Source organism: Actibacterium mucosum KCTC 23349 (assembly GCF_000647975.1).
In the GTDB taxonomy this organism is placed as follows: Bacteria; Pseudomonadota; Alphaproteobacteria; order Rhodobacterales; family Rhodobacteraceae; genus Actibacterium; species Actibacterium mucosum.
The window spans coordinates 1-22,721 of sequence record NZ_JFKE01000004.1 but is presented as its reverse complement, the minus strand read 5'-3'; the positions used below and the strand labels follow the sequence as shown (position 1 = coordinate 22,721).

The 22,721-nt window shown below is 59.5% G+C and carries 20 protein-coding genes; 10 read left to right on the top strand and 10 right to left on the bottom strand.

Annotation, left to right across the window (positions count from 1 at the left end; all coding sequences use genetic code 11):
• Window positions 1-23: 23 nt before the first annotated feature.
• Together ACMU_RS09355 and ACMU_RS09350 are read right to left on the bottom strand one after the other, a co-directional pair.
• On the bottom strand, window positions 24-1,919 hold the full coding sequence (locus ACMU_RS09355) for a monovalent cation:proton antiporter-2 (CPA2) family protein (RefSeq protein WP_035258958.1): 1,896 nt from the start codon (window positions 1,917-1,919) through the stop codon (window positions 24-26).
• Window positions 1,919-2,389 carry an Lrp/AsnC family transcriptional regulator gene (locus tag ACMU_RS09350; RefSeq protein ID WP_035259666.1) on the bottom strand — a complete coding sequence of 157 codons (471 nt, stop codon included), beginning with the start codon at window positions 2,387-2,389 and terminating at the stop codon, window positions 1,919-1,921. The genes ACMU_RS09355 and ACMU_RS09350 overlap by 1 nt, the downstream gene beginning before the upstream one ends.
• A 133-nt stretch (window positions 2,390-2,522) precedes the next feature.
• Here ACMU_RS09350 and hppD point away from each other — a divergent pair, with 133 nt between their 5' ends.
• Window positions 2,523-3,626 (top strand): 4-hydroxyphenylpyruvate dioxygenase, encoded by a 1,104-nt coding sequence (gene hppD, locus ACMU_RS09345; RefSeq protein WP_035258957.1) that lies wholly within the window; start codon window positions 2,523-2,525, stop codon window positions 3,624-3,626.
• 3 nt (window positions 3,627-3,629) lie between these two features.
• Here hppD and ACMU_RS09340 read toward each other — a convergent pair whose 3' ends face one another.
• Window positions 3,630-6,056 carry a hypothetical protein gene (locus ACMU_RS09340; RefSeq protein ID WP_035258956.1) on the bottom strand — a complete coding sequence of 809 codons (2,427 nt, stop codon included), beginning with the start codon at window positions 6,054-6,056 and terminating at the stop codon, window positions 3,630-3,632.
• 155 nt (window positions 6,057-6,211) lie between these two features.
• On the opposite strand from ACMU_RS09340, the gene ACMU_RS09335 reads away from it, so the two are divergent.
• Window positions 6,212-6,895, top strand: coding sequence for an SIMPL domain-containing protein (locus ACMU_RS09335; protein ID WP_035258955.1), 684 nt, complete (start codon window positions 6,212-6,214; stop codon window positions 6,893-6,895).
• 90 nt (window positions 6,896-6,985) lie between these two features.
• Here ACMU_RS09335 and ACMU_RS09330 read toward each other — a convergent pair whose 3' ends face one another.
• The gene (locus ACMU_RS09330) at window positions 6,986-8,275 is read right to left on the bottom strand and encodes an O-acetylhomoserine aminocarboxypropyltransferase/cysteine synthase family protein (RefSeq protein WP_035258954.1); all 1,290 of its coding nucleotides are present in this window, start codon (window positions 8,273-8,275) and stop codon (window positions 6,986-6,988) included.
• Window positions 8,276-8,356: 81 nt separating this feature from the next.
• The gene (locus ACMU_RS09325) at window positions 8,357-9,361 is read right to left on the bottom strand and encodes a hypothetical protein (protein ID WP_035258953.1); all 1,005 of its coding nucleotides are present in this window, start codon (window positions 9,359-9,361) and stop codon (window positions 8,357-8,359) included.
• Between the two features lie 96 nt (window positions 9,362-9,457).
• Here ACMU_RS09325 and ACMU_RS09320 point away from each other — a divergent pair, with 96 nt between their 5' ends.
• Both ACMU_RS09320 and ACMU_RS09315 read left to right on the top strand, forming a co-directional pair.
• Window positions 9,458-9,877 carry a hypothetical protein gene (locus ACMU_RS09320; protein ID WP_035258952.1) on the top strand — a complete coding sequence of 140 codons (420 nt, stop codon included), beginning with the start codon at window positions 9,458-9,460 and terminating at the stop codon, window positions 9,875-9,877.
• A gap of 107 nt (window positions 9,878-9,984) precedes the next feature.
• The gene (locus ACMU_RS09315) at window positions 9,985-10,467 is read left to right on the top strand and encodes a hypothetical protein (protein ID WP_035258950.1); all 483 of its coding nucleotides are present in this window, start codon (window positions 9,985-9,987) and stop codon (window positions 10,465-10,467) included.
• Window positions 10,468-10,579: 112 nt separating this feature from the next.
• Here the strand turns inward: ACMU_RS09315 and ugpC are convergent, their stop codons facing one another.
• The 5 genes from ugpC to ACMU_RS09290 all read right to left on the bottom strand — a co-directional run bounded on the left by ugpC (window position 10,580) and on the right by ACMU_RS09290 (window position 16,407).
• Complete coding sequence (gene ugpC, locus ACMU_RS09310; protein WP_035258948.1) at window positions 10,580-11,644, bottom strand: sn-glycerol-3-phosphate ABC transporter ATP-binding protein UgpC; 1,065 nt, start codon at window positions 11,642-11,644, stop codon at window positions 10,580-10,582.
• Between the two features lie 9 nt (window positions 11,645-11,653).
• Window positions 11,654-12,550 carry an ABC transporter permease subunit gene (locus ACMU_RS09305; protein ID WP_051588227.1) on the bottom strand — a complete coding sequence of 299 codons (897 nt, stop codon included), beginning with the start codon at window positions 12,548-12,550 and terminating at the stop codon, window positions 11,654-11,656.
• Between the two features lie 11 nt (window positions 12,551-12,561).
• Window positions 12,562-13,443 carry an ABC transporter permease subunit gene (locus ACMU_RS09300; protein WP_035258946.1) on the bottom strand — a complete coding sequence of 294 codons (882 nt, stop codon included), beginning with the start codon at window positions 13,441-13,443 and terminating at the stop codon, window positions 12,562-12,564.
• Window positions 13,444-13,507: 64 nt separating this feature from the next.
• Complete coding sequence (locus tag ACMU_RS09295) at window positions 13,508-14,806, bottom strand: extracellular solute-binding protein (protein ID WP_051588226.1); 1,299 nt, start codon at window positions 14,804-14,806, stop codon at window positions 13,508-13,510.
• A gap of 305 nt (window positions 14,807-15,111) precedes the next feature.
• Entirely contained in the window at window positions 15,112-16,407 is a 1,296-nt protein-coding gene (locus ACMU_RS09290) for an extracellular solute-binding protein (RefSeq protein ID WP_152544573.1), read from the bottom strand.
• Between the two features lie 316 nt (window positions 16,408-16,723).
• On the opposite strand from ACMU_RS09290, the gene ACMU_RS19455 reads away from it, so the two are divergent.
• The 6 genes from ACMU_RS19455 to ACMU_RS09260 all read left to right on the top strand — a co-directional run bounded on the left by ACMU_RS19455 (window position 16,724) and on the right by ACMU_RS09260 (window position 22,633).
• Window positions 16,724-17,137: a DUF427 domain-containing protein gene (locus ACMU_RS19455; RefSeq protein WP_051588225.1), complete on the top strand. Its 414-nt coding sequence runs from the start codon at window positions 16,724-16,726 to the stop codon at window positions 17,135-17,137.
• The gene (egtB, locus tag ACMU_RS09280) at window positions 17,134-18,387 is read left to right on the top strand and encodes an ergothioneine biosynthesis protein EgtB (protein ID WP_035258941.1); all 1,254 of its coding nucleotides are present in this window, start codon (window positions 17,134-17,136) and stop codon (window positions 18,385-18,387) included. Before ACMU_RS19455 ends, egtB begins: the two co-directional genes overlap by 4 nt.
• A 6-nt stretch (window positions 18,388-18,393) precedes the next feature.
• On the top strand, window positions 18,394-19,332 hold the full coding sequence (gene egtD / locus ACMU_RS09275; RefSeq protein ID WP_035258939.1) for an L-histidine N(alpha)-methyltransferase: 939 nt from the start codon (window positions 18,394-18,396) through the stop codon (window positions 19,330-19,332).
• A 65-nt stretch (window positions 19,333-19,397) separates the two neighbouring features.
• Window positions 19,398-20,213 (top strand): sugar phosphate isomerase/epimerase family protein, encoded by an 816-nt coding sequence (locus tag ACMU_RS09270; protein WP_035258937.1) that lies wholly within the window; start codon window positions 19,398-19,400, stop codon window positions 20,211-20,213.
• The gene (locus ACMU_RS09265; RefSeq protein WP_051588224.1) at window positions 20,210-20,953 is read left to right on the top strand and encodes a DUF1868 domain-containing protein; all 744 of its coding nucleotides are present in this window, start codon (window positions 20,210-20,212) and stop codon (window positions 20,951-20,953) included. The genes ACMU_RS09270 and ACMU_RS09265 overlap by 4 nt, the downstream gene beginning before the upstream one ends.
• 51 nt (window positions 20,954-21,004) lie before the next feature.
• Entirely contained in the window at window positions 21,005-22,633 is a 1,629-nt protein-coding gene (locus tag ACMU_RS09260; RefSeq protein ID WP_035258935.1) for an alpha-D-glucose phosphate-specific phosphoglucomutase, read from the top strand.
• The last annotated feature ends 88 nt before the right edge of the window (window positions 22,634-22,721 follow it).

Below are 22,721 nucleotides of genomic sequence, written 5' to 3'. Positions count from 1 at the left end.
CGGACCGCGCGGTTTTTTTGTGCCTAGCCACCGATGGGGCCGGCTTGTTCCTCGGCCTCTTCTTCGTCGGCGTTTTTCAACAAGGCAACCTCAAGCTCTTTGTTCAGGGCCTGCGCGCGTTCCATGTATTCAGGGTTCTGATCCGCTGGCACGCCCGGTTTCCATAGTTCTGCCAGTTCTAAAAGGGCCTTGCGGTCATGTTTGTAGAACGCGGTTTCCATCTCGTTTGCCTCGTATTCCGTCAGGCCGAGGTCTTCCAGAACATATCGCGCGGCACGCAGCGAGCTGTCGAACATTTCGCGCACGATGTGGTCCGCGCCGGCGCGATACAGCTCGAACACGTGTGTGCGGTCGCGGGCACGGGCAACGATGAACAGGTCGGGACGCTCGCGGCGCGCGTGGGTGACGAGCCGCGTTGTGGCCTCTTTGTCGTCCAGCGCGGCAACCAGCACTTTCGCGGTTGCAATCCCCGCGGCTTGCAGAAGCTCAGGGCGGGTTGGGTCGCCAAGGAACCCTTTCCAGCCGAATTTGCGCATCAGTTCGATCGTGCGCAAGTCATGGTCCAGAACCGTGGCCTGATACCCGGACAGCTGCAACATGCGGTTGACGATCTGCCCGAACCGCCCGATGCCCGCGATAATCACGGTATGCTGTTCGTCGATATCGTCCGGATCCTGAGGGGCTGTGTCGTCGCGCAGGCGCTTTGCCAGCTGCGCATGCAGGATAAAGGCAAAGGGCGTCAACAACATGGACAGCGAGATGATCAGCAGCAGTTGCTGGCCCAGTGTCTGCGTCAGAACGTGGGTCTGCAGGGCAAAGGACACAAGCACCAGCCCGAATTCGCCTGCCTGCGCCAGCGACAGTGTAAAGAGCCACCGGTTTTGCCCGCGCATCGGAAACATGAACGTCAGCAGGAACAACACCGCGCCCTTGGCGGCCATCAGGCCGAGCGCCAGCCCCAGCATCGTCAACGGCTCGTTCAACAGCAATGAGGTGTTGATCCCGGCGCCCACGGTGATGAAGAACAGGCCCAAAAGTAGGCCCTTGAACGGCTCGATATTGCTTTCCAGGTCGTGCCGAAATTCTGAGTTTGCCAGCACCACACCGGCCAGGAACGTGCCCAGCGCCGGCGACAGGCCCACCATGTTCATCAGCGCGGCGATGCCGACAACAATCAGCAGGGCAACAATGGTGAACATCTCGCGCAGGCGGGCGGCGTGGATAAACCGAAAGAGCGGGCGGCTGAGGTAATGGCCGGCCAGGATGATCGCCGCGATGGCGCCCAGCGTGGTCAGCGTCTGCGCCCAGGCGGGCAGATCGGAAAACAGCATCAACGTTTCGCCGTGATGCGCGTCTGCATGCGGGGACGCGGTGATGGAGCCATCAGGGGCAATTTGAGGGCCACGGGCAATTGCCAGCAGCGGCATCAACGCCAGCATCGGGATCACCGCGATATCCTGCGTCAGCAGAACGGCAAAGGCGTTGCGCCCCCCGGGGGTGCGGTTCAGGCCTCTCTCGGTCAGGGTTTGCATGACGATGGCGGTTGACGACAGGGCAAGGATTGCACCGACGGCCAGCGCCGTTTGCCATGGCAGACCAATCCACAGGCCCCCGCCGCCAATTACGACGATGGACAAGACAATCTGAATACCTCCCAGTCCGAACAGCCGGTGACGCATGTCCCAAAGGGTACGCGGCGCCATTTCCAGCCCGATCAGGAACAGCATCATCACCACGCCGAACTCAGCCACGTGCTGCAAATCCTGCGTCTCGGATCCGACCAGCCCCAGAACCGGCCCAATCGTCACACCCGCCAGCAGATAGCCCAGCACCGAGCCCAGCCCGATCCGCGCCGCAATCGGCACCATGATCACCGCAAAGATCAGATAGATCGATCCGAAGGCAAGAATTTCCTGCATCAGCGCGCCCCTTCCAGTGGCAATTGCCCACCTGTCTTGATTTGGTTCATCACGATCTGGCTTTGAACCCGCGCCACTGCGGCATGTGGCAGCAGGACTTTGCGCACAAGGTCATCCAACGCGCGCAGATCAGCACAGACAACACGCAGCAGATAGTCAGCCTCGCCCGTCAGGGTCCAGGCGGCGGTGATCTCGGGCTGAAAGGCAAGAACCCGCAGAAAGCTTTCATCCGCTTCGGCTGAATGCGCGGCCATCTGCACCTGCACAAAGGCCTGCACGTCCAGACCCAGCTGCGTGGCGTCAACCTGTGCGGCATAGCCCGTTATGATTCCGTTGGATTCCAACCGTTGCCGCCGACGCCCGGCCTGGCTGGAGGACAGGTTCAACATCTCGCCCAGCTCTTGCGCGGTCAGTTGCGCGTTTTCCTGCAACGCCGACAACAAGCGAAGGTCAATTGGATCAAGAGTCATGCGGGATTCCATCGGCTACTTCCAAAGGTGTGCGGGTTTCCCGCAAACAATACCATGATTCATGTCAAGTTTGCGCGCCTTTCGCACGTCATATGCCCTAAAATTGTGCCAAACGCGTAACAGGAGAACAAAAATGGGACCATTCCCGCACGACGCCCCGAAATCCGTGATATCCGAGGCCAACCCCGCCGGTACGGACGGGTTTGAATTTGTCGAGTTCGCGCACGAAGATCCGCAGGCGCTGCGCGATCTGTTTGCGCGTATGGGTTATATCCACACCGCCACCCACAAAACCCGCGCGATCGAGTTGTGGCAGCAGGGCGATATCACCTATGTGCTGAACGCCGAGCCGGGCAGCCACGCCGCGGATTTTGTGGCCGAGCACGGGCCCTGCGCGCCGTCGATGGCCTGGCGGGTGGTCGATGCGCAGCACGCGTTTGACCATGCAGTGTCCAAGGGCGCCAAGCCTTATGAGGGCGACGGCAAAACCATGGATGTGCCGGCGATATACGGCATTGGCGGCTCGTTGATCTATTTCATCGACCAGTATTACGAGACCAACCCCTATAATGACGAGTTCAATTGGGTGGCCGACGCGCACCCCAAGGGGGTGGGGTTCTATTACCTCGATCACCTGACGCACAACGTGTTCAAGGGCAATATGGACACGTGGTTCAAGTTCTATGGCGATCTGTTCAATTTCCGCGAGATCCGGTTCTTTGACATCCAAGGCAAGTTCACCGGGCTTTTCAGCCGCGCGCTGACCTCGCCGTGTGGACGCATCCGCATTCCGATCAACGAGGATCGGGGCGAGAAGGGCCAGATCGTCGCCTATCTGAACAAATACAAGGGCGAAGGCATTCAGCATATCGCGGTGGGGACCGAGGATATCTATGGCTCGACCAACGAGATTTACGACCGCGGGCTGCGCTTCATGCCGGGGCCGAACGACACGTATTACCGCCTCAGCAAGGACCGCGTGGCGGGCCATGACGAACCGTTGGACAAGATGGCCAAGCACGGCATCCTGATCGATGGCGAAGGTGTGCTGGATGGCGGCGAGACCAAGATCCTGTTGCAGATCTTTTCAAAAACCGTGATCGGGCCGATCTTCTTCGAGTTCATTCAGCGCAAGGGCGATGACGGGTTCGGCGAGGGCAATTTCAAAGCGCTGTTCGAAAGCATCGAGCAAGAGCAGATAGACAGTGGTGAATTGGACGTGCCGGCGGCCGAATAGGGGTTAGCTGGGAACGTCCAGCACCATGCTGCGGCCATTCTTGACGTAACGCAGGTCGCCGTCGCCAATGGCGGCAACCTGTCCGCCATCCAAGCGATCCCCAACCTTGAGTTTGACGATTTTCCCGGATGGTAGCCGCACCAGCGCCCTGCGGTCTGAACCGCTTCCGAAAACGCCAATAAGCGTGATGCGCCGCAGATTCACCACGTCTTCGACCGTGGCCTGACGCGCGACCGAGGCGCTGGTTGGAATACGAGGTGCAACAGCGACCGATGTTGCGGGCACCGCAGGGGCAACCGGTTTTGACAGTTCTTTCTGAATGGCCGCCGCTTTCTCGGCCGGACGCTCTTTGGGCAAAAGCGAAGCCACCATGGTGCCTTCGGCGTCAGGCTCGGACGCTTGTGCGTCGTCCTGTGCGGAACGAGGGCGCGGCTTGGGGCGGAAATTGGCCAAATCTTCGCGGCTGTACCCGCCAAGCGTTGCACGCTCGGCCTGATCGGCAAACCTGCCGGGGCGTGGTCGTGGGGTAAAGGTCGCCAATCGCGCACGCAATACCTCGGCGGCGGCTTCTGGCGAAACGGACGCAACGCTGGCCGGGCGCGACGGCGGAACCAGCGGTGGTTTGCCCGCAAACACCAGGATACCGTCGGGCGACATGGTGCCCTCGGGTGTGGGAATCACGAGGCCGCGTTCATCCAATTGAATGGTTTGGCCCGGGGCTAAGGACACAAGCGAGCCAAAGCCCGGCAAAGCGTCAGGTTGCAGCAGGGGCAGGGCAACGGCATCCTCCCCGCGCACCGCAGGGTCCAGGGCCGCAAGGTAAAGGCTGTCCAAACGGTCGGGTGCGGGGCTGGGCGGTACGGTTGGCGCAACGGCCCAAACGCCGGTCAATTCATAGCCTTCGAAGGCCGTTTCTCGTGGGTCTATCGCGTCGGCAGGGTCTGTGCCTTGCGTCGCTGGCAACGATGCCAGCTCAACGGGTGCATCAGCCAGGGGCGGTACGCTGGGCGCCGCCGGCGCCGCAGTCTGTGTCACGGGAAGTGGCGCGACAGCGGCCACTTCGACGGTTTCCGGGGTCGCGGTTTCGACAGGGGCTGGAATGCTGGGCACTGTCGCGGGGGCGGTTTGCGCCGCATTCAACACAGGCGCTGCTTCTTCAACCACGGGCGAGGGTTCGCTGGCCACGGGTGGCACGACGACAGTGGATTCCGGGGCAGCAATGCGGGGGCTGGCCGCGGCAATCTCTGCCGGGTCTTCGATCGGCAGCGTGGCGATGTTGTTGCTGAATGTCAGCGCCATCCACAGAGCGCCGCCTCCCAGTGCCAGCAGCAAAACCGCCGAAAGCCCGTAGGCAAGATAAGGACGGCCGGACTTTTTGGGTGTTTGGGACGCGCGGGCGCCAAATACGGTCAGCGCTTCCGCCTCGTTCGCGGGCGGTGGAGGGGCAACAAGCGTTGTTGTGGCAATCGGCGCCGATACCGAAACGCTGGCGGGTTTTTCTACCTCGGCTGGCTTCTCGGCAAAAAGGTCTTTCTTGGGGGGCTCGGTTGGTTCAACCTTGGGCTTGGTCTGGGCCGCCGGCCCCACCTTCATTTCGATCACGGTTTCCGAAGCCGGCTCGATCACCGGAGCGACCGCTGCGGTCACCGCAACGGTCCCGCCCGAAAGACGGGGTTCCAGCTTCGGCTTAGACGCCCCAAGGCTGATGCGCGGCGCCACATCCACGGGCTTGCCCTTTGGTGGTTTTGGCCTGCCATCACGGCTGGTCAGGAAGGTTGGGCGTGTTTCCGGTGGATCGAGGGGCGCGACGCTGATTTTGGGTTCGTCGGACTCGGGCGGCTTGTCGGTGGTTTCCGCGGGTTTCGCAGGGGCGTCTTTTCGCGTTTCTGCTTTTGTCGGGGTGCTGATCTTGCTGCCCGGAGCAGCAAGCGTGTCCCGCTTTTCTGTTTCGTCGCGGGAAAGGATGACGATGGACGATTTTGTTGGCCCAAGCCAGATCGGATGGTTGTTTCGCGCAACAGCCGAGAACGCAACAGGGTTAAACACATTGTCGACGGCAAAGGCTTCTGCCTCGTCCAGTGTTTCGCGGGCGACCACCGCCAGATGCGTTTGCCCGTCTTGAATCCAGGCGTCAAATTCCAGTTGATCCACCGGGTAGGGGGTCAGCCCATCGAGGGTCTGCAGAATTGCGGCACGATCTTCAGGGGCTGCGGTACACGTTGTAAACAGGATCTGGTCATCGGGCAGAACAAGAACCGTATCCATGCCGCGCGGTTCCATTTCAATACCTTTGTCGCGCAGGGCGGCAAGGTCTTTCAGGAACGTGTCGCTTTCGATCGATACAGAGCCGACCGCAACCCATCCGTCGGGTCCACGGTGATGCAGGTCAACTTTTGCCTGAGAAAGCGAAAGCGCAAAACGAGGTTTCATGTTAAAAATCTATCGTCTATCGGTCGAACCTGACAGCCCGACATATCCCCTTACCCCTGATGTGGCAGGATATTGCCGAGCATTTCGCGCAATGCAAAGGAATTTGTGATTTGTTGCGTCTAACGGGTGCGAAATGCCTAGATTTGGAGAGTTTTATGCGATTTTTCCTGACTTTGCTGGTTGCGATCGGTATCGCGATGCCTGCCATGGCTGACATGGACAAACGTCTGATCACAGTAACCGGGCGGGCCGAGGTTACCGCCAAGCCGGACATGGCGACCATAACCCTTGGCGTCGAGGCGGCAAGGAAATCGGCCAGCGACGCGATGGCCGAGGTGTCTCGCGGAACGGCCGCCGTTTTTCAAACATTGGAACAGGCGGGGATCGAGGCGCGCGATATTCAGACCTCGGGGCTGAACCTCTACATGGTGTGGAACAATTCCTCTGGCACCAACCGGCGGGTGGACGGGTTCAATGCCAGCAATATGGTGACGGTTCGTGTTCGGGATTTGGACCAGCTTGGCGGCATTTTGGATGCGGTGATCCGGGACGGTGCAAACCGTTTCCAAGGCGTTGCCTTTGGATTGCAGGACCCCGATCCCGCGATGGATGAGGCGCGCAAGGCAGCCGTCACCGAGGCCCGCCGCAAGGCCGAGCTTTATGCCGTTGCAGCAGGTGTAGAACTCGGCGAATTGCAAAGCCTCAGCGAGGCCGGGGGCGCTTCGCCTTCACCCATGCCAATGATGGAAGCCGCGCGCAGTTTTGCCGCTGACGTGCCGATCGCACCGGGTGAGTTGGCCGTGTCTGCGCAGGTATCGCTGGTTTATGCGATCGAGTGACACCCTCGATCCGGGCGCGCCGTGATAGCGGGTGTGACGATCAGCCGGGCGCGATTGGCGCTTTTGACCGGCTGATCGCTGTTTGGTTTTTTACGCCGTCGCTTTGGCCAAAGCCTGATCCAGGTCGGCAATGATGTCGGCGGCGTTTTCTGTGCCGATGGAAACACGAACAACGTTGGGCGCGGCACCGGCGGCCTCTTGCTGTTCGGGTGTCAGCTGGCGGTGCGTGGTCGAGGCCGAGTGGATGATCAGCGACCGCGCGTCGCCCAGGTTGGCCACGTGGCTGAACAACTCTACCGAATCCACCAGTTTCACGCAGGCCTCGTAGCCGCCCTTGATGGCAAAGGTGAACAGCGCCCCGGCGCCCTTGGGACAGATCTGCGGCACGCGCGACGCATAAGGCGATGAGGGCAGCCCGGCATAGGTGACCTTTTCGATGCGCGGGTCGTTTTCCAGCCATTGCGCGACTTCCATGGCGTTAGCCACGTGTTTGTCCATCCGCAGGCTCAGCGTTTCCAGCCCCATCAGCGTGTAATGCGCCCCTTGCGGGTTCATTGTCATGCCAAGATCGCGCAAGCCGATGGCGATAGAGTGGAAGGTGAAGGCCAGCGGACCGAAGGTCTCGTGGAACTTCAACCCGTGATAGGCCGGTTCGGGTTCGGACAGCGACGGGAACTTGCCCGAGGCGGTCCAGTTGAAATTGCCCGAATCCACGATGGCGCCGCCGGTGACCGTGCCGTTGCCGGTCATGTATTTGGTGGTGGAATGCACCACCAGCGTGGCGCCATGTTCGATGGGCCGGCACAGATAGGGCGAGGCCGAGGTATTGTCGACGATCAGCGGGATCTGCGCGTCATTGGCGATGGCCGCGATGGCGTCCAGATCGGTGATATAGCCGCCGGGGTTGGCGATCGACTCGCAGAACACCGCGCGCGTATTGTCGTCGATGGCCGCCTTGACCGCGTCCAGATCGTCGAAATCCACAAAGGTACACGACCAACCAAAGCGTTTGATCGTCTGGCTGAACTGCGTGATCGTGCCGCCGTAAAGGCGCGACGAGGCAACGATGTTCAGCCCCGGCCCCATCAGCGGGAACAGCGCCATGATCTGCGCCGCGTGACCGGACGAGCAGCATACCGCCCCCTGGCCGCCCTCAAGCGTGGCAATGCGTTCCTGCAGCACCGCAACCGTGGGGTTGGTCAGGCGCGAATAGATGTATCCAACCTCTTGCAGGTTGAACAACGCCGCAGCGTGATCGGCATCGCGGAACACAAACGCGGTTGATTGATAGATCGGTGTTTGCCGCGCACCGGTGGCCGGGTCGGGGCGCGCACCGGCGTGAACCTGCAGCGTTTCAAAGCCAAAGGGTGTGTCTGTCATGATGTCCTCCCATTCACAGTTGCGTGTAGCCTATGCGTGAATGGGGTGCGTGGGAAAGAGGAAGGATGCACCGACAGACAGTTATCGCATCCAGAGGTTGGCCTTTTTGATCTGGTTGCGGATCATCTGTTCGCGCGGGGGCAGGTTAGAGCGGTCGAACATCGCGCGGACTTTCTGGCCTTTTGACTGGAAAATCATGCGCTTGATCGGCTCATACAGCTTGATGACCTTCTTGATCTTGTTGGGCGCCGTGACGGATTCCAACAGGCTGATCACGCTGTCGTCTTCTCGCGCATAGGCCAGTGGCAACACACGCCAGTGGCAGGTCACGTCGCCATCCAGCCCATCCAGTTCCGGACCCGGACGACCACCGCCCATTGCGTGGACCACCAACGGCAGCGCGATCTGGTCCAGCCAGGGGTCCATTGGCTGACACACCAGCGGGGCCGGGGCATCGTCACGTATCGCCACGGCGTATTCGCGAAACTTTGCGCCGAACGCGTGGGGGCAGGGGCCAAAGAACCAGCCGGCGTTGAAATACATGTAGCGCTGCCAGTATTCGTCCGGCTGGCTGGTATCCAGGCTGCCTTCGAAATCCAGCCCGAATTTGTCATAGAGGGATTTCCATATCTCGGTATAGCCGGGGCCATAAAGCTCGATCGTTGGCCATGTGCCCTCGCGTTGCATCGACGCGGATGGGCGAGAAAAGTCAAAGGGCACTTCTGACAGTTTGCCGGTAACCAGCGTATCGGTATCAAAAAAGACGAACGGTTCGCCCTTGGGCAGGGCTTCCAGACATTCGATCTTGTTGCCGTATTGATAGGCCCAGCCGAAGTCACGGCTTTCGAAGGGCACGATCTCGGCGCCAAAACTCTCGATCAATTCGCGGGCAGGCTGTGGGCTGACACGCGGATCGCCGGGCCATTTAGGCCCCGGTTGCGGTTCGGCAACAAACACGCGGCCGGGAAAATCCGGGTCGCTTTCGCGCAGACTGGCCAAAAACATGATGGCTTCGAAGGACAAACGCCCGGTTTGCCCCACGACGACGATGTTGAACTTTTGGCGTTTTGGTTTCTTTGCAGCCATACTCGTCCCTGCCTAAGCCACTTTTTGCGGTACTATAGGCTGCAAGCCCCTTAAGGGGCCAGCCCGATATGCCCAGCCATAGCAGGAGAATGTTGCATGAAGATTTCTGTTGCCCTGCCTTTGATCACTGCCGCCTTGTTCAGTGGCAGTCCTGTCGCGGCGTTTACAACTGCCGAAGAGGTGCGACCCATACTTGAGGTCACTCAGGCCAACTGGATCGCGGTTCGCGAATACGAAGGCCAGGATCTTTTGTATTTCACGCATTTGGCCAGTTTCCGTTGCGGGTTGTTTGCCATCGCTTACGGGGTGAATACCGATGTGGCGGATCAACTGTTCGAGGCCGAACCCTGCTATCGCGAAGAGCCCGCCCCAAACGCCCTGAAAATGGAAAACGGCGCGCTGCCCTTTGTTGGATTGCCCCTGGGTTCCGTGGAATATGTCACAATTACCATCACCTATCTGGACGGCGTACAAAGCACTGTACGATTTGATCGCGCAGACATACAAATTCCGTGAACCTGATTGGTCGAACTTTGTAGGTGAAGCGCGTGGTTGGTTTCTTGAGACAGGTCTTGGGGCGCGTGTTTGGACGGCCACGGCGTCGAGGTGACCCTCATCCCAAGATGGATGAGAGCTCTGCCGACGCGGTCGAGGGCACTGACGTAACCCAAACAGGCTTCCCACTGGCGCCCGATGACGAACACCTGCAACATGTCGGAAAGACCAAGCAGGGGAACGGCTATTGGATCGATTTCCAGCTGGCGGTTGAAGATGGCAAGGTGCGCGACTTCGTTACGGCCTATGTTTTTGACAAAGAGGGTCACCTGATCTCTTGCGAAGTGATAAATTGCGGGCTGCGCGGCGATGCAGATTGCCGCACCGCCACAGATGTCGTTCCGAAACTATTGGCCAAGATCGATGCCACGGTGACGTCAGAGATTTGGGTCAAGCCGTTTTCGAGAGTGTTTTACGGCCACAGCTTTGGATTGGTGGTCCGCGAAGACGATGAAGGCGACGACCCACAGGGGGAAACGCTTATCGATGCTTTGCCGGGGCATACACTGATGTTCTATGGCCCCTGGGACACTTGCAACTACGATTCCTAATCGCCCTTAGGCACAGGCCTTTTCTAAAACGCGTTGGCCAGAGGTGATCACATACCGAGGTACACGATGCCTCTGACACAAGATTTGGTTGTGTCAGAGGCCTTGGCTGTAATCAGGCGCTCAAACGCTGGCCGGTGTCGGGGGCAAACAGGTGCACGGCCTCGGCTGGAATGTCCAGATAGGTCGGGCCGTCCGGAATGCGGGTGGTGTTGGCGGTGTTGACGACAAAGGAATGCCCTTCGATCCGGCCATGCAGCAGACGCGATGCACCCAGTTCTTCAACCAGATCCAGCGTGAAGGGAAGGGCGGCACCCTTGGGCACACCCGTCAGCGACACGTTTTCGGGACGCACGCCAAACTGGACATCAGATTTCGGTGCACCATTGGCAATCACGGCCACTGACTTGTCGCCAATCCGAACGTAGCCCGCACCGTCATACGTGGCCGGCATCAGGTTCATCGGCGGGGCGCCCATGAAGCTGGCCACAAAGGTTGAGGCCGGCGTGTTATAGATCTCGGACGGGGTGCCGATTTGCTCGATTCGGCCATGGTTCAGCACAATGATGCGGTCGGCCATGGTCATCGCCTCGACCTGATCGTGGGTCACATACATCGAGGTTACGTTAACGCGGCGCTGCAGCGACCGGATCTCGATCCGCATCTGGTTGCGCAGCTTGGCATCCAGGTTCGACAGCGGCTCGTCAAACAGGAACAGCGCCGGTTCGCGCACGATTGCACGGCCCATGGCCACGCGCTGACGCTGGCCGCCCGACAGCTGGCTGGGGCGGCGTTCCAGGAACTCGGTCAGGTTCAGCATCTCGGCCGCCTGACGCACCTTGGTGTCGATCTCGTCCTTGGGCAATTTGCGGTTTTTCAGCCCGTAGGCCATGTTCTTGTAAACCGACATATGCGGGTAGAGCGCATAGTTCTGAAACACCATCGCGATGTCGCGGTCGGCGGGGTCCACGTCGTTGACCACCCGGTCGCCGATGCGCAGCGTGCCTTCGGTGATGTCTTCCAGTCCTGCCACCATGCGCAGCAGCGTGGACTTGCCGCAGCCCGATGGGCCGACCAGCACGATCAACTCGCCATCGTCGATGTCGAAGCTGGAGGGCGTCACCGCCTCGGCGCCGTTGGGATATACTTTGCGAATGTCTTGCAAGCTAACTTTGGCCATTTCTGCCTCTTATTTCTCGGATTCCACCAGGCCCTTGACGAACCAGTTCTGGAAAAACACCACGATGGCGACGGGTGGGATCATGGCAATGACCGCCAGAGCCAACCCCTTGCCGTATTCGGGAATGGTTGCGCCTTCGAAAACCTGGATGATCTGCTTGATCCCGCGCACCAGGGTGAACAGACCCTCTTCGGTGGTGATCAAGGTGGGCCACAGATATTGGTTCCAGCCGAAGACAAACATGATGATGAAGATCGCCGCGATCATCGTGCGGCTGAGCGGTACCAGGATATCGATAAAGAACTTCACCGGGCCGGCACCGTCGATCCGTGCGGCCTCGATCATCTCTTCGGGGACCGACCGGAAGAACTGTCGGAAGAAGAACGTGCCCGTGGCCGATGCAATCAGGGGTACGATCAACCCTGTATAGGTATTGGTCAGACCCATTCCCTGCACCACCTCGTAAGACGGCAGGATGCGCACCTCAAGCGGAAGCAGCAGCGTGGTGAAGATGATCCAGAAGGCGAAAGTTGCAAAGCGCAGCCGGAAATAGACAATTGCATAAGCCGCCATCATCGAGATGACGATTTTTCCCAGCGCGAAACCAATGCCCAAAATGAACGAGTTCATCAGCATGCGCGTGCCGGTGATCGCCTCGGTAAAACCCGACTTCTCGGTCATTGCCTTGGTGAAATTCGCGCCCATTTGGTCGGACAGGCCAAAGATGATCCCCTGCCGCTCGATCTGAACGTCGCTAAAGCTCATCGTGGTCAGGGCCAACAGCACAGGCATCAGCATGAAGGCCGAGCCGAGGATCAGGACGGCGTGGTCAAATACACGGCCCCAGCGGAACCGCCGACGCGGCGGCGCAGCAGGGGTGGCGATGGTTTGGGAGATCTCAGCCATGTTGCGCCTCCTTAAGTATAATGGATCCGGCGTTCGATCAGCCGGAATTGAAAGACAGTCAGGATCAGCACCAGCACCATCAGGATCACCGATTGGGCCGAGCTGCCGCCAAGGTCATTGCCGCGGAACCCGTCCACATAGACCTTGTAGACCAGTGTCAGCGGGTTGTTGCCGGGCTCGCCCTTTACCAAGGTGTCCACGACGCCGAACGTGTCGAACAGCGCATAGGTGATATTGATGATCAGCAGGAAAAACGCCGTGGGCGCCAGCAAGGGGAACGTGATGTCCCAGAACCGCGAGGTGCCGGAATTGTTGTCGATCACGGCGGCTTCTTGCACCGATTTCGGGATCGATTGCAGCCCCGACAGGAAGAAGATGAAGTTCACCGGGATCTGTTTCCAGACCGAAACGATGACCATCGCGGTGGCGGTGTCGGTATAGTTCACGCCCAGCATGAACTCCCACCCGAAGAACCCGAAGAACTGGGTGATTGGGCCGTTGCCCTGCTGAAAGAACATGATGCCCAGAAATCCCGCCACCGGCGGCGCGATGGCATAAACCCACATCAGAAGCGTGCGATAGCTGCGCGCGCCACGGATCACCTTGTCGGCCTTGACCGCCAGAAGCAGCGCAATGGCCAGCGACAGGAAAGTGACCAGCAGGGTGAAGATCACGGTAAAGCCCGCCACCTTGCGGTATTCCACCGCGCCAAAGAGGTCGGTGTAATTGTCCAGGCCCACAAAGGATGACCCGAACCCGAACGGGTCTTGCAAGAAGAAGGATGAATGGATGGCCCAACCCGCCGGCCAATAAAAGAAGATGGCAATGATCGACAATTGCGGCAGCAACAATGCCACCGGTAGCCAGGGGTTGGAAAAGCCCGCGCGTTTCATAAAGGGTTTCCTCGTTTCGTGTGGGTGACCGTCGTGCAACGGTCACCCGGATTATGTGCCAGGATCAGCCCTGGGTTTTGGCGAAGCGCGCCATCAGCTGGTTTGCTTCTGTTTCGATGGCCTCAAAGGCGCTGTCCACGTCGGTTTCGCCGGTCAGGATGCGGCTGAACTCGCGGTTCATCACGTCGCGGATCTGAACGTAAAAGCCCAGACGGTACCCTTTGGTGTTGTCACTGCCCGGCAGCGACAGTTGCTGAACGCCAACTTCGGCCGCGGGGAAGCGCTCGTAATGGCCGTCTTTCTGCGCCAGCTCGTATGCGGCTTCGGTGATCGGGACATAGCCGGTGGCCTTGTGCCAGAAATACTGAACCTCGGGCGATGTCAGGTAGCGGAAGAAAGCAGCGGTCGCCTGATCTTCTTCGGCCGAATGGCCAGACATGGCGAACAGGGCCGCACCGCCGATGAAGGTTTGAGTCGGTTCCTTGGTCACACCTTCCCAGTAGGGCAGCATGGTGGCCGAGAATGGGAAGTCTACCTTCTGCAGCAGGCCGCCAAACGATCCCGACGAGCCCAGCCACATGGCGACCTTACCTTCTTCGAAGGGCCGCGCGTTGTCGGACCAGCCGGTGCCATACCAACCGAAATGGCCGTCCTCGTACCACTGTGCAACGGCTTTGAAATGGCCTTTCAGGGCGTCATTGTTGATCAGGATCTTGGTGTCGAACCCGTCATAGCCGTTGTTGTTGGTCGCAAAGGGCAGGTTGTGGCGCGACATGAAGTTTTCGGTGAAGATCCAGGGCAGGGCCGACTGGCTGAGCGGCACATAACCGGCGTCTTTCAGGGCAGGGGCCGTGACGTTCTGGAATTCTTCCCATGTTTTTGGTGCTTCAACCTCGGCAGCGTCCAGCGCGTCCTTGTTGAAATACATGATCGGGGTCGACGAGTTGAAGGGCATGCCGATCATCTTGGCGTTGCTGTCGGCATAGAAGTAACGCACGCCGGGGATATAGTCCTCGACATTGATTTCTTCGCCGTTCTGCGCGAACAGATCCGCCACCGGCAGCACCGCGCCACCCGAAGCGATCATCATGGCAGCGCCTGCGTCGTAAACCTGCATGATATTGGGCTGTTCACCCGCGCGGAACGCGGCGATGCCCGAGGTCAGGGTCTCTTCGTACGAACCTTTGTAAACCGGGATCAACGTATAGTCGTCCTGGCTGGCGTTGAAGTCCTGCGCAATCTGGTTGACCGTTTCGCCCAGTTGGCCGCCCATAGCGTGCCACCAGGTGATTTGGGTTTCTGCAACAACCGAAGTTGAAAGAAGTGTCGCCGAGAGGGTTGCGACAATTGGGAGAAGTTTCATAGCAGTCTCAATAGTTTGGTGCCCCAAGGGGCAGATTGCCGGCGCACAGGGTTCCATGCCCGGCGGTTGGGAGAAAATTGCCCAAATCGCAGCATGTGCGGACGTGCCAAAAAGCGACATGCCCGAACCTGCCAGACGTGGACCCGCGAGCAACTACGGATGCCGAATGACAGGTTTGCGACATTTTTTGACCAATTGGTGAAAGATTTTTCATAGATCTTCCATCGCCCTGAAACTATTGGAGAAACTCAAATGGCAAAGGACGGCTGCATGCTGCAGCCGCCCCTCTTTTTTGCATTCGAAAGTTAGCCTTGGGTCTTGGCGAAACGCTCAAGCAGCTTGTTGGCTTCTTCTTCGATGGTTTTGAACGCAGTATCCACGTCGGTTTCACCGGTCAGGATGCGGCCGTATTCACGGTTCATCACGTCACGGATCTGAACGTAGAAGCCCATGCGGTAGCCTTTGGTGTAGTCACCAGCGGCCAGCGACAGCTGCTGGATGCCAACTTCGGCAGCCGGGAAGCGGTCATAGTGGCCGTCAGCCTTGGCAACTTCGTAAGCGGCCTCGGTGATCGGCACATAGCCGGTTGCCTGGTGCCAGAAGTACTGGGTGTCCGAGGCGGTCAGGAAGCGGAAGAACTCGGCCGTGGCTTTGTTTTCTTCAGCCGACTTGCCAGCCATTGCGAACAGGGCTGCGCCACCGATGAAGGTCTGGGTCGGCTCGGCGGTTACAGCTTCCCAATAGGGCAACATGGTGGCCGAGAATTCAAAGCCCAGGTCTTTTTTCAGCAGGCCGCCAAACGAACCCGACGAACCCAGCCACATGGCAACTTTGCCTTCTTCGAACGGCTTGGCGTTGTCGCCCCAGCCGGTGCCGTACCATTCAAACAGGCCAGCTTCCTGCCACTCGGTCAGAGCGGTGAAGTGGGCTTTGATGGCCGGGTTGTCGATCAGGATCTTGGTGTCAACACCGTCGTAACCGTTGTTGTTCGAAGCGAACTGCAGGTTGTGACGCGAGAAGAAGTTCTCGGTGAAGATCCAGGGCAGGTGCGACTGCGACAGCGGGATATAGCCGGCCTCTTTCAGGGCAGGGGCGGTCACGTCGGCGAACTCTTCCCAGGTTTTGGGAGCCGAAACGCCAGCAGCTTCCAGAGCGTCAGCGTTGTAGTACATGATCGGGGTCGACGAGTTGAACGGCATGCCGATCATTTTGCCGTCGGCGTCTGCGTAGAAGTAACGCACACCGGCGATGTAGTCGTTGATGTCGAAGTCAACACCGTTGTCGGCCAGCAGGTCAGCAACCGGAACAGTTGCGCCTTTTGCACCGATCACGGTTGCGGCACCAGCGTCGAACACCTGCATGATGTTGGGCTGCTCACCAGCGCGGAAGGCAGCGATACCGGCGGTCAGGGTCTCTTCGTACGAGCCCTTGTAAACCGGCGTGATTTTGTAGTCGCTCTGGCTGGCGTTGAAGTCAGCGGCGATCTGGTTGACGGTTTCGCCCAACTGGCCGCCCATAGCGTGCCACCAGGTGATCTCGGTTTCGGCAAAAGCCGGGGCAGCGGCCAGCGACAGCGCGGCAGCTTTCAGCAGAGTGTTCATAGTTCGCTCCAATGCATGAAGGGCGCCCCCAAGGCGCCCGCAAGTGGGCGTCAACGTCGCAGCGCGACGCATAGAATTTATGAACCAAATGATTAATTTTTGTGACAGCTATGATGCGTCACCATCATGTCAGCATGGTTCGTTTTTGCACCAGCATGATGCAATTCCTGCTGTTGTTGTGAACCACCCCCTTTCCTACCTTAGGAAACAATTCACGAACATGTTGGGCGCAAGTGAAGCGCGCCCATGTTCTTATCGACGGGAAATCTGGCGGCATGACTCTGCGATTCATGTGCCCGCCACAGGGAGAGCTTTCATGGCGCAGCTGACTGAAAACCTGCTGAAACACACAATCCACAACCCCGCCAACGCGGCCCACTTCATGCGGTTGAAGCCGGTGCAAAAACGCGTGCGCGTGCTGTATCAGGGCGCTGTGATCGCCGAGACAACCGAGGCGCTGCGCCTGCAGGAAATCGGCAACGACGTCTATGATCCGGCGCTGTACCTGCCGCGCGACGCGTTGGTGGATCGGTATGCGCCTTCCGAGTCCAGCTCGCATTGCCCACTGAAAGGTGACGCGGAATATCTTTCACTCACTGATGCGCAGGGCGACGTGATCGAGGAAGACATCGCCTGGTTCTATCAAAGCCCGCTGGATTTCGCCGCCGAGATCAATGGCCGCGTGTCGTTCTATACCACCAAGGTCACCGTTGAAGAGGCCCCAGTATGAGCGACGCAGCGCTTCATTCCGATCTAAGTGTCGGCGAAACTGCGGCGCTTTTTGCCGACGTTCGAGGGCGGACGGCCAAGCTGGTCGAGCCGCTGAACCCCGAGGACATGGTTCTGCAATCCATGACCGATGCCAGCCCGGTAAAATGGCATCTGGCGCATACGACGTGGTTCTTCGAAGAATTCATTTTGCGGCCTCGGGTTGCGAATTATGCCTCGCCCGACGACCGTTTTGCGTTTCTGTTCAACTCTTACTATGTGCAGGCCGGCCCCCGGCACGCGCGCGACAAGCGGGGCATGATCTCGCGGCCCACCGTGGCCGATGTCGCCGCCTATCGCGCCCATGTCGAGGATGCGATTGCCACGCTGCTGGTATCGAACCGCGAGGATCTGGACGAGATCGCGACGCTGGTTGAGCTGGGCTGCCATCACGAGATGCAGCATCAGGAACTGTTGGTCACCGACCTGCTGCACGCGCTGTCCTACAACTCGTTGATGCCCGCCTATCGCGACCCCGAGCCGATGCCGGTGACGGCGGCCCCGGACTTGGCGTTCAACAGGCATGATGGTGGGCTGGTCGAGATTGGTTATTCCGGAGATGGGTTCGCCTATGATTGCGAGCAGCCACGCCACAAGACCTATGTGGCACCGTTCCAGATGGCCAACCGGCCCGTCACCAACCGCGAATGGATCGCGTTTATGGACGATGGCGGTTATGGCAACGATCCGCTGTGGCTGATGGACGGCATCGCGCGCGCGCGGGCCGAGGATTGGCAGCATCCGCTTTACTGGTGGCAGCAGGACGGCGAATGGTGGACCTTCACCCTGCGCGGTGCGCAGCCGGTGAACCTGGACGCGCCGGTGGTGCATGTCAGCTATTACGAGGCCGAGGCTTTTGCCCGCTGGGCCGGCGCGCGCCTGCCGACCGAGGCCGAGTGGGAAACCGCCCACGCCGCCACCCCGATCGAGGGCAACTTTCTGGACAACGCCAATTTGCGCCCGCTGCCCGGCACCGGTGTCTGGGGTGATGTTTGGGAATGGACCGGCAGCGCCTTTTTGCCCTATCCCGGCTTCCAGCCGCCCCAGGGGGCCATTGGCGAATATAATGGCAAGTTCATGGTGAACCAGTTTGTCCTGCGCGGCGGCTCGTGCGCCACGCCCAAGGCGCAGATGCGCCATTCCTATCGCACTTTCTTTTACCCCCACCAGCGCTGGCAGATGCTTGGTCTGCGGCTGGCCAAGGACGGATAATTTCTTATGGACAAAAGTGTTGTCGATAATGACGAGTTGCTGCAATCGGCCCTGCAGGGGCTGGGGCTGCCGCAAAAACGGCTGGACAGCAAATGGTTCTATGACCATCGCGGCAGCGAGCTTTTCGAAGAGATCACGCAACTGCCCGAATATTACCCCACCCGCACCGAGACCGCGATTTTGCGCGAACATGTGGGGGCTCTGGCGAAATATGTTCCACAAGACGGGGCCTTGTTTGAGCTGGGCAGCGGGGCCAGCGTGAAAACGCGCATCCTTTTGGATGATTTTGACCATATCGCGGCCTATCTGCCGTCCGACATCTCGGCCGAGTTCCTGGGCGGTGTGGCGCGCGATCTGGTGCGCGACTATCCCGATCTGGACGTGGTGCCGGTGGTGGCCGATTTCATGGGGGCGATGGCCTTGCCGGCGCAGTATGCCGACATGCCCAAGGCGGTGTTCTTTCCCGGCTCAACCATTGGCAACCTTGAGGCCGAGGGCGCGGTAGAGCTGTTGTCGCGCGTCCGCATGATGCCGGGTGTTCGGGCATTCATTCTGGGCGCCGATTTGGTCAAGGATACAGGCGAGCTGATTGCCGCGTATGACGATGCGCAAGGTGTGACCGCGGCGTTCAACCTGAACGTCCTGCGCCGTTTGAATGCGGAATGCGGGGCCGATTTTGACCTGACCGCTTTTGCCCACGAGGCCCGGTGGAATCAGGCGCATTCTCGGATCGAGATGCACCTTGTTTCGCGCTTGGAACAAACCGTGGTGATGGGCGGCGAGGCCATTCGCTTTGCCGCGGGGGAAAGCATCCATACAGAGAACAGCCATAAATACACGCAAGACCGTCTGGCAGCGATGGCTGCACGTGGCGGTTGGCGATTGGTCGAGTTCATTACCGACCGTCAGGCGCGCTTTTCGGTGTCGGTTCTGATCCCGGTGTAACATGACATAATGTTGTGACCTGTCGGGGCCATAAGGGCTGCGAATTGCAGCATAAAGGTCCCGACATGTCTGTTCCCGTCATTGGCGCTGCGTTGGCGCTTGAAGATCTGCGTATTTATCGCGACTGGATCGTCGAAAAACAACGTGACCTCGAATTGCAGAGCTTTGTCGACGCCAAAGTGTTGATGAGCGACTGGGCCGATCTGGCCGCCGCGCACAAAGAACTGTTGGACGGGTACACCGGTCGGCTGGGTATCCATGGCCCATTTTGGGGGTTCACCCTGCATTCAATCGATCCGGAAATCCGCGACGTTGTGCGCCGCCGTGTGGCGCAGGGTTTGGATGTCTGCGAGGCGCTGGGTGCGACATCGATGGTTCTGCATTCGCCTTATACCACGTGGGATTACAACAACATTGACAACTACGCCAATGGCCGGTCCTCGGTGATCGGCAATACCCATGACACGCTGGCCGCCGCTGTGAAGCGGGCCGAAGATATGGGTGTAACGCTGGTGCTGGAGAATATCGAGGATATAAACCCCGCCGACCGACGCATCCTTGCCGAAAGCTTTGACAGTGTGGCGGTAAAGCTGTCCGTCGACACCGGTCATGCGCATTACGCCCATGGTTCCACCGGCGCGCCGCCCGTCGATTATTACATTCGCCATGCGGGAGAAATGCTGGGCCATGTGCATCTGCAAGACGCCGACGGCTATGCCGACCGGCACTGGGCGCTGGGTCAGGGTACCATTCGCTGGCATGCGGTTTTCGCGGCAATCAAGGCAACTGGAGCTGACCCGCGCCTGATCCTTGAATTGCGGGACAAGGCGGGACTTCCCGCGTCTATGGAATACCTCGCGCGCGAGGGGTTGGGGCAGTGACCCAGCCCGTCATCCCGGTCGAGGAACAGATTGCCTTTTTGACCGGGCAAAAGGACAGCGGCGCCGCGCCTGTGTGGGTTGGGCAAAAGTTTGCGGCGGACGGGCAGGTGATGCGCTTTGCCGGCAATACAACACTGTGTCACATCCCCAAAGGACCAGCGCACGACGCACTTTGCGCTGCGCAGGCGCGGTTGCGCAGGGGGTTGCCCCAAGGTGCCTATGCGTTTCTACCGGAAAACAGCCTGCATATGACCGTCATGCAGGGACGCAATGACCCAGAACGTGAAGCCCCCAAATGGCCGGACCATCTGCCCGCTGATATGCCGATCGATGCGGTGACAACGCTGTACAAACACACTTTGCAGTCGTTGGACCTGCCGCAGCAGTTTCGAATCCAGCCCGTTCAAATCGCTTGGGGCAACTCGTTGACCGTGGCAGGGGCAACCGCGGCGCAAGATGCGGCTTTGCGCGCGGCCCGTGACCGCATGGCAGATGCCCTGAATTACCGGGCACCAGACCACGCGACCTATCGTTTTCATATTACGCTGTCTTATCCGATCCGCTGGCAGACACAGGCCGAGGCCGAGGCAACCATCGCACTCAGCAGCGAGGTGAATGCGCTCTTGATGCAGGCTGTGCCCGAGATCGAACTGGGCGCAATTGAATTTTGCCGCTTTGAAAATATGCACGCATTCGAAAATCTGGGCTTTTTGGGCGCGTCACAGCCGGCCAGCGCTTGAGGCCCGGACAAAAGCCGGACTAGGTTCGGCGAAACTAACATTGGGACAAAAATGACAATTACGATCAAGACCACGCCGATCGAGGGCCAGAAACCCGGTACTTCGGGTTTGCGCAAGAAGACGCGTGTTTTTATGCAGCCGAATTTTCTTGAGAACTTCGTGCAGTCTATTTTCACGGCAATTGACGGCGTTGCGGGCAAAACATTTGTGGTGGGCGGCGATGGCCGCTTTTTCAACGACAGCGCCATCCAGGTGATCCTGCGCATGGCGGCAGCCGGAGGCGCGGCGCGGGTGATCGTGGGGCAGGGCGGGTTGCTCAGCACCCCGGCGGCATCAAACCTGATCCGCAAGCGCGAGGCCAACGGCGGATTAATCCTTTCGGCCAGCCACAATCCGGGCGGCATCGACGAGGATTTTGGCCTGAAATACAACATCTCGAATGGTGGACCGGCGCCCGAAGATGTCACGGCCCGCATTTTCGAGGCGACGAAAACCATCGAAAACTATGCGACGATCGAGGCGGACGACATCGCACTGGATGCTTTGGGAGAGACCGAGCTGGCCGGCATGGTCGTCGAGATAGTCGATCCCGTGACTGATTACGCCGCCCTGATGGCCGAGCTGTTTGACTTCGACGCCATCCGCAAGTTGTTCGCCGGTGGTTTCACCCTGCGTTTCGATGCCATGCACGCGGTGACCGGTCCTTATGCCCACGCGATCCTCGAACAGCAGTTGGGTGCGCCCAAAGGCACCGTGCTGAACGGCACCCCGTCGCCGGACTTTGGCAAGGGACATCCCGATCCCAACCCGATCTGGGCCAAACCGCTGATGGACCTGATGATGGGCGTGGACGCGCCTGATTTCGGTGCCGCCTCGGACGGGGATGGCGACCGGAACATGATTGTTGGCAAAGGCTGCTATGTGACACCGTCCGACAGTTTGGCGGTTCTGGCCGCCAACGCGCATATGGCACCGGGGTACAAAGACGGGCTGGCGGGTATCGCCCGGTCCATGCCGACCTCGGGCGCGGCTGATCGCGTTGCCGCTGCGCTGGGGATCGAGATGTTCGAGACCCCGACGGGCTGGAAGTTCTTCGGAAACCTGCTGGATGCCGGTCGAGCCACCATCTGCGGTGAGGAAAGCGCGGGCACAGGTTCCAACCATGTGCGCGAGAAAGACGGGCTGTGGGCGGTGCTGTTGTGGCTGAACATCCTTGCGGCCCGCAATGAAAGCGTCTCCGATGTGATGGCCGATCACTGGGCGCGGTTCGGGCGCAACTATTACAGTCGGCACGACTATGAAGCGATCGATTCCGAGGTTGCGGCCTCTCTGATGGATGACCTCCGAACTGTGCTTCCGGCATTGCCAGGCGAACAGGCGGCCGCGTTGAAAATCAAAAAGGCCGACGAGTTTGCCTATGACGATCCGGTAGATGGCAGCCGGTCGGAAGGGCAGGGTATTCGGATCTGGTTCGAAGGCGGTGCACGTGTTGTGTTCCGACTTTCGGGCACCGGCACCAGCGGCGCGACACTGCGCGTTTACCTTGAACAGGCGGTTGATGGACCGGATGGACTGACAGATTCCCCCGCGGATGCGTTGTTGGATGTCGCCAATGCCGCAAACGCATTGGCTGGTATTCAGGAACGGACCGGCCGGGACGCCCCAGACGTAATCACCTAACGGGGCACAGACTGCGAATTGGCTGCAGGGCCTTGTTTTACAGGGCCTTGCCATCTTTTTTGACTTTTTTTGCAGAAAACTCAAAAAA

Bases quoted from the DNA above. Each gene is read 5' to 3' on its own strand.
- ACMU_RS09355 (WP_035258958.1), bottom strand. From the start codon at position 1,919: ATGCAGGAAATTCTTGCCTTCGGATCGATCTATCTGATCTTTGCGGTG.
- ACMU_RS09260 (WP_035258935.1), top strand. From the start codon at position 21,005: ATGACAATTACGATCAAGACCACGCCGATCGAGGGCCAGAAACCCGGT.
- ACMU_RS09340 (WP_035258956.1), bottom strand. From the start codon at position 6,056: ATGAAACCTCGTTTTGCGCTTTCGCTTTCTCAGGCAAAAGTTGACCTG.
- ACMU_RS09270 (WP_035258937.1), top strand. From the start codon at position 19,398: ATGTCTGTTCCCGTCATTGGCGCTGCGTTGGCGCTTGAAGATCTGCGT.
- ACMU_RS09315 (WP_035258950.1), top strand. From the start codon at position 9,985: ATGGATGAGAGCTCTGCCGACGCGGTCGAGGGCACTGACGTAACCCAA.
- ACMU_RS09325 (WP_035258953.1), bottom strand. From the start codon at position 9,361: ATGGCTGCAAAGAAACCAAAACGCCAAAAGTTCAACATCGTCGTCGTG.
- ACMU_RS09300 (WP_035258946.1), bottom strand. From the start codon at position 13,443: ATGAAACGCGCGGGCTTTTCCAACCCCTGGCTACCGGTGGCATTGTTG.
- ugpC (WP_035258948.1), bottom strand. From the start codon at position 11,644: ATGGCCAAAGTTAGCTTGCAAGACATTCGCAAAGTATATCCCAACGGC.
- egtD (WP_035258939.1), top strand. From the start codon at position 18,394: ATGGACAAAAGTGTTGTCGATAATGACGAGTTGCTGCAATCGGCCCTG.
- egtB (WP_035258941.1), top strand. From the start codon at position 17,134: ATGAGCGACGCAGCGCTTCATTCCGATCTAAGTGTCGGCGAAACTGCG.
- hppD (WP_035258957.1), top strand. From the start codon at position 2,523: ATGGGACCATTCCCGCACGACGCCCCGAAATCCGTGATATCCGAGGCC.
- ACMU_RS09320 (WP_035258952.1), top strand. From the start codon at position 9,458: ATGAAGATTTCTGTTGCCCTGCCTTTGATCACTGCCGCCTTGTTCAGT.
- ACMU_RS09335 (WP_035258955.1), top strand. From the start codon at position 6,212: ATGCGATTTTTCCTGACTTTGCTGGTTGCGATCGGTATCGCGATGCCT.
- ACMU_RS09350 (WP_035259666.1), bottom strand. From the start codon at position 2,389: ATGACTCTTGATCCAATTGACCTTCGCTTGTTGTCGGCGTTGCAGGAA.
- ACMU_RS19455 (WP_051588225.1), top strand. From the start codon at position 16,724: ATGGCGCAGCTGACTGAAAACCTGCTGAAACACACAATCCACAACCCC.
- ACMU_RS09295 (WP_051588226.1), bottom strand. From the start codon at position 14,806: ATGAAACTTCTCCCAATTGTCGCAACCCTCTCGGCGACACTTCTTTCA.
- ACMU_RS09305 (WP_051588227.1), bottom strand. From the start codon at position 12,550: ATGGCTGAGATCTCCCAAACCATCGCCACCCCTGCTGCGCCGCCGCGT.
- ACMU_RS09290 (WP_152544573.1), bottom strand. From the start codon at position 16,407: ATGAACACTCTGCTGAAAGCTGCCGCGCTGTCGCTGGCCGCTGCCCCG.
- ACMU_RS09330 (WP_035258954.1), bottom strand. From the start codon at position 8,275: ATGACAGACACACCCTTTGGCTTTGAAACGCTGCAGGTTCACGCCGGT.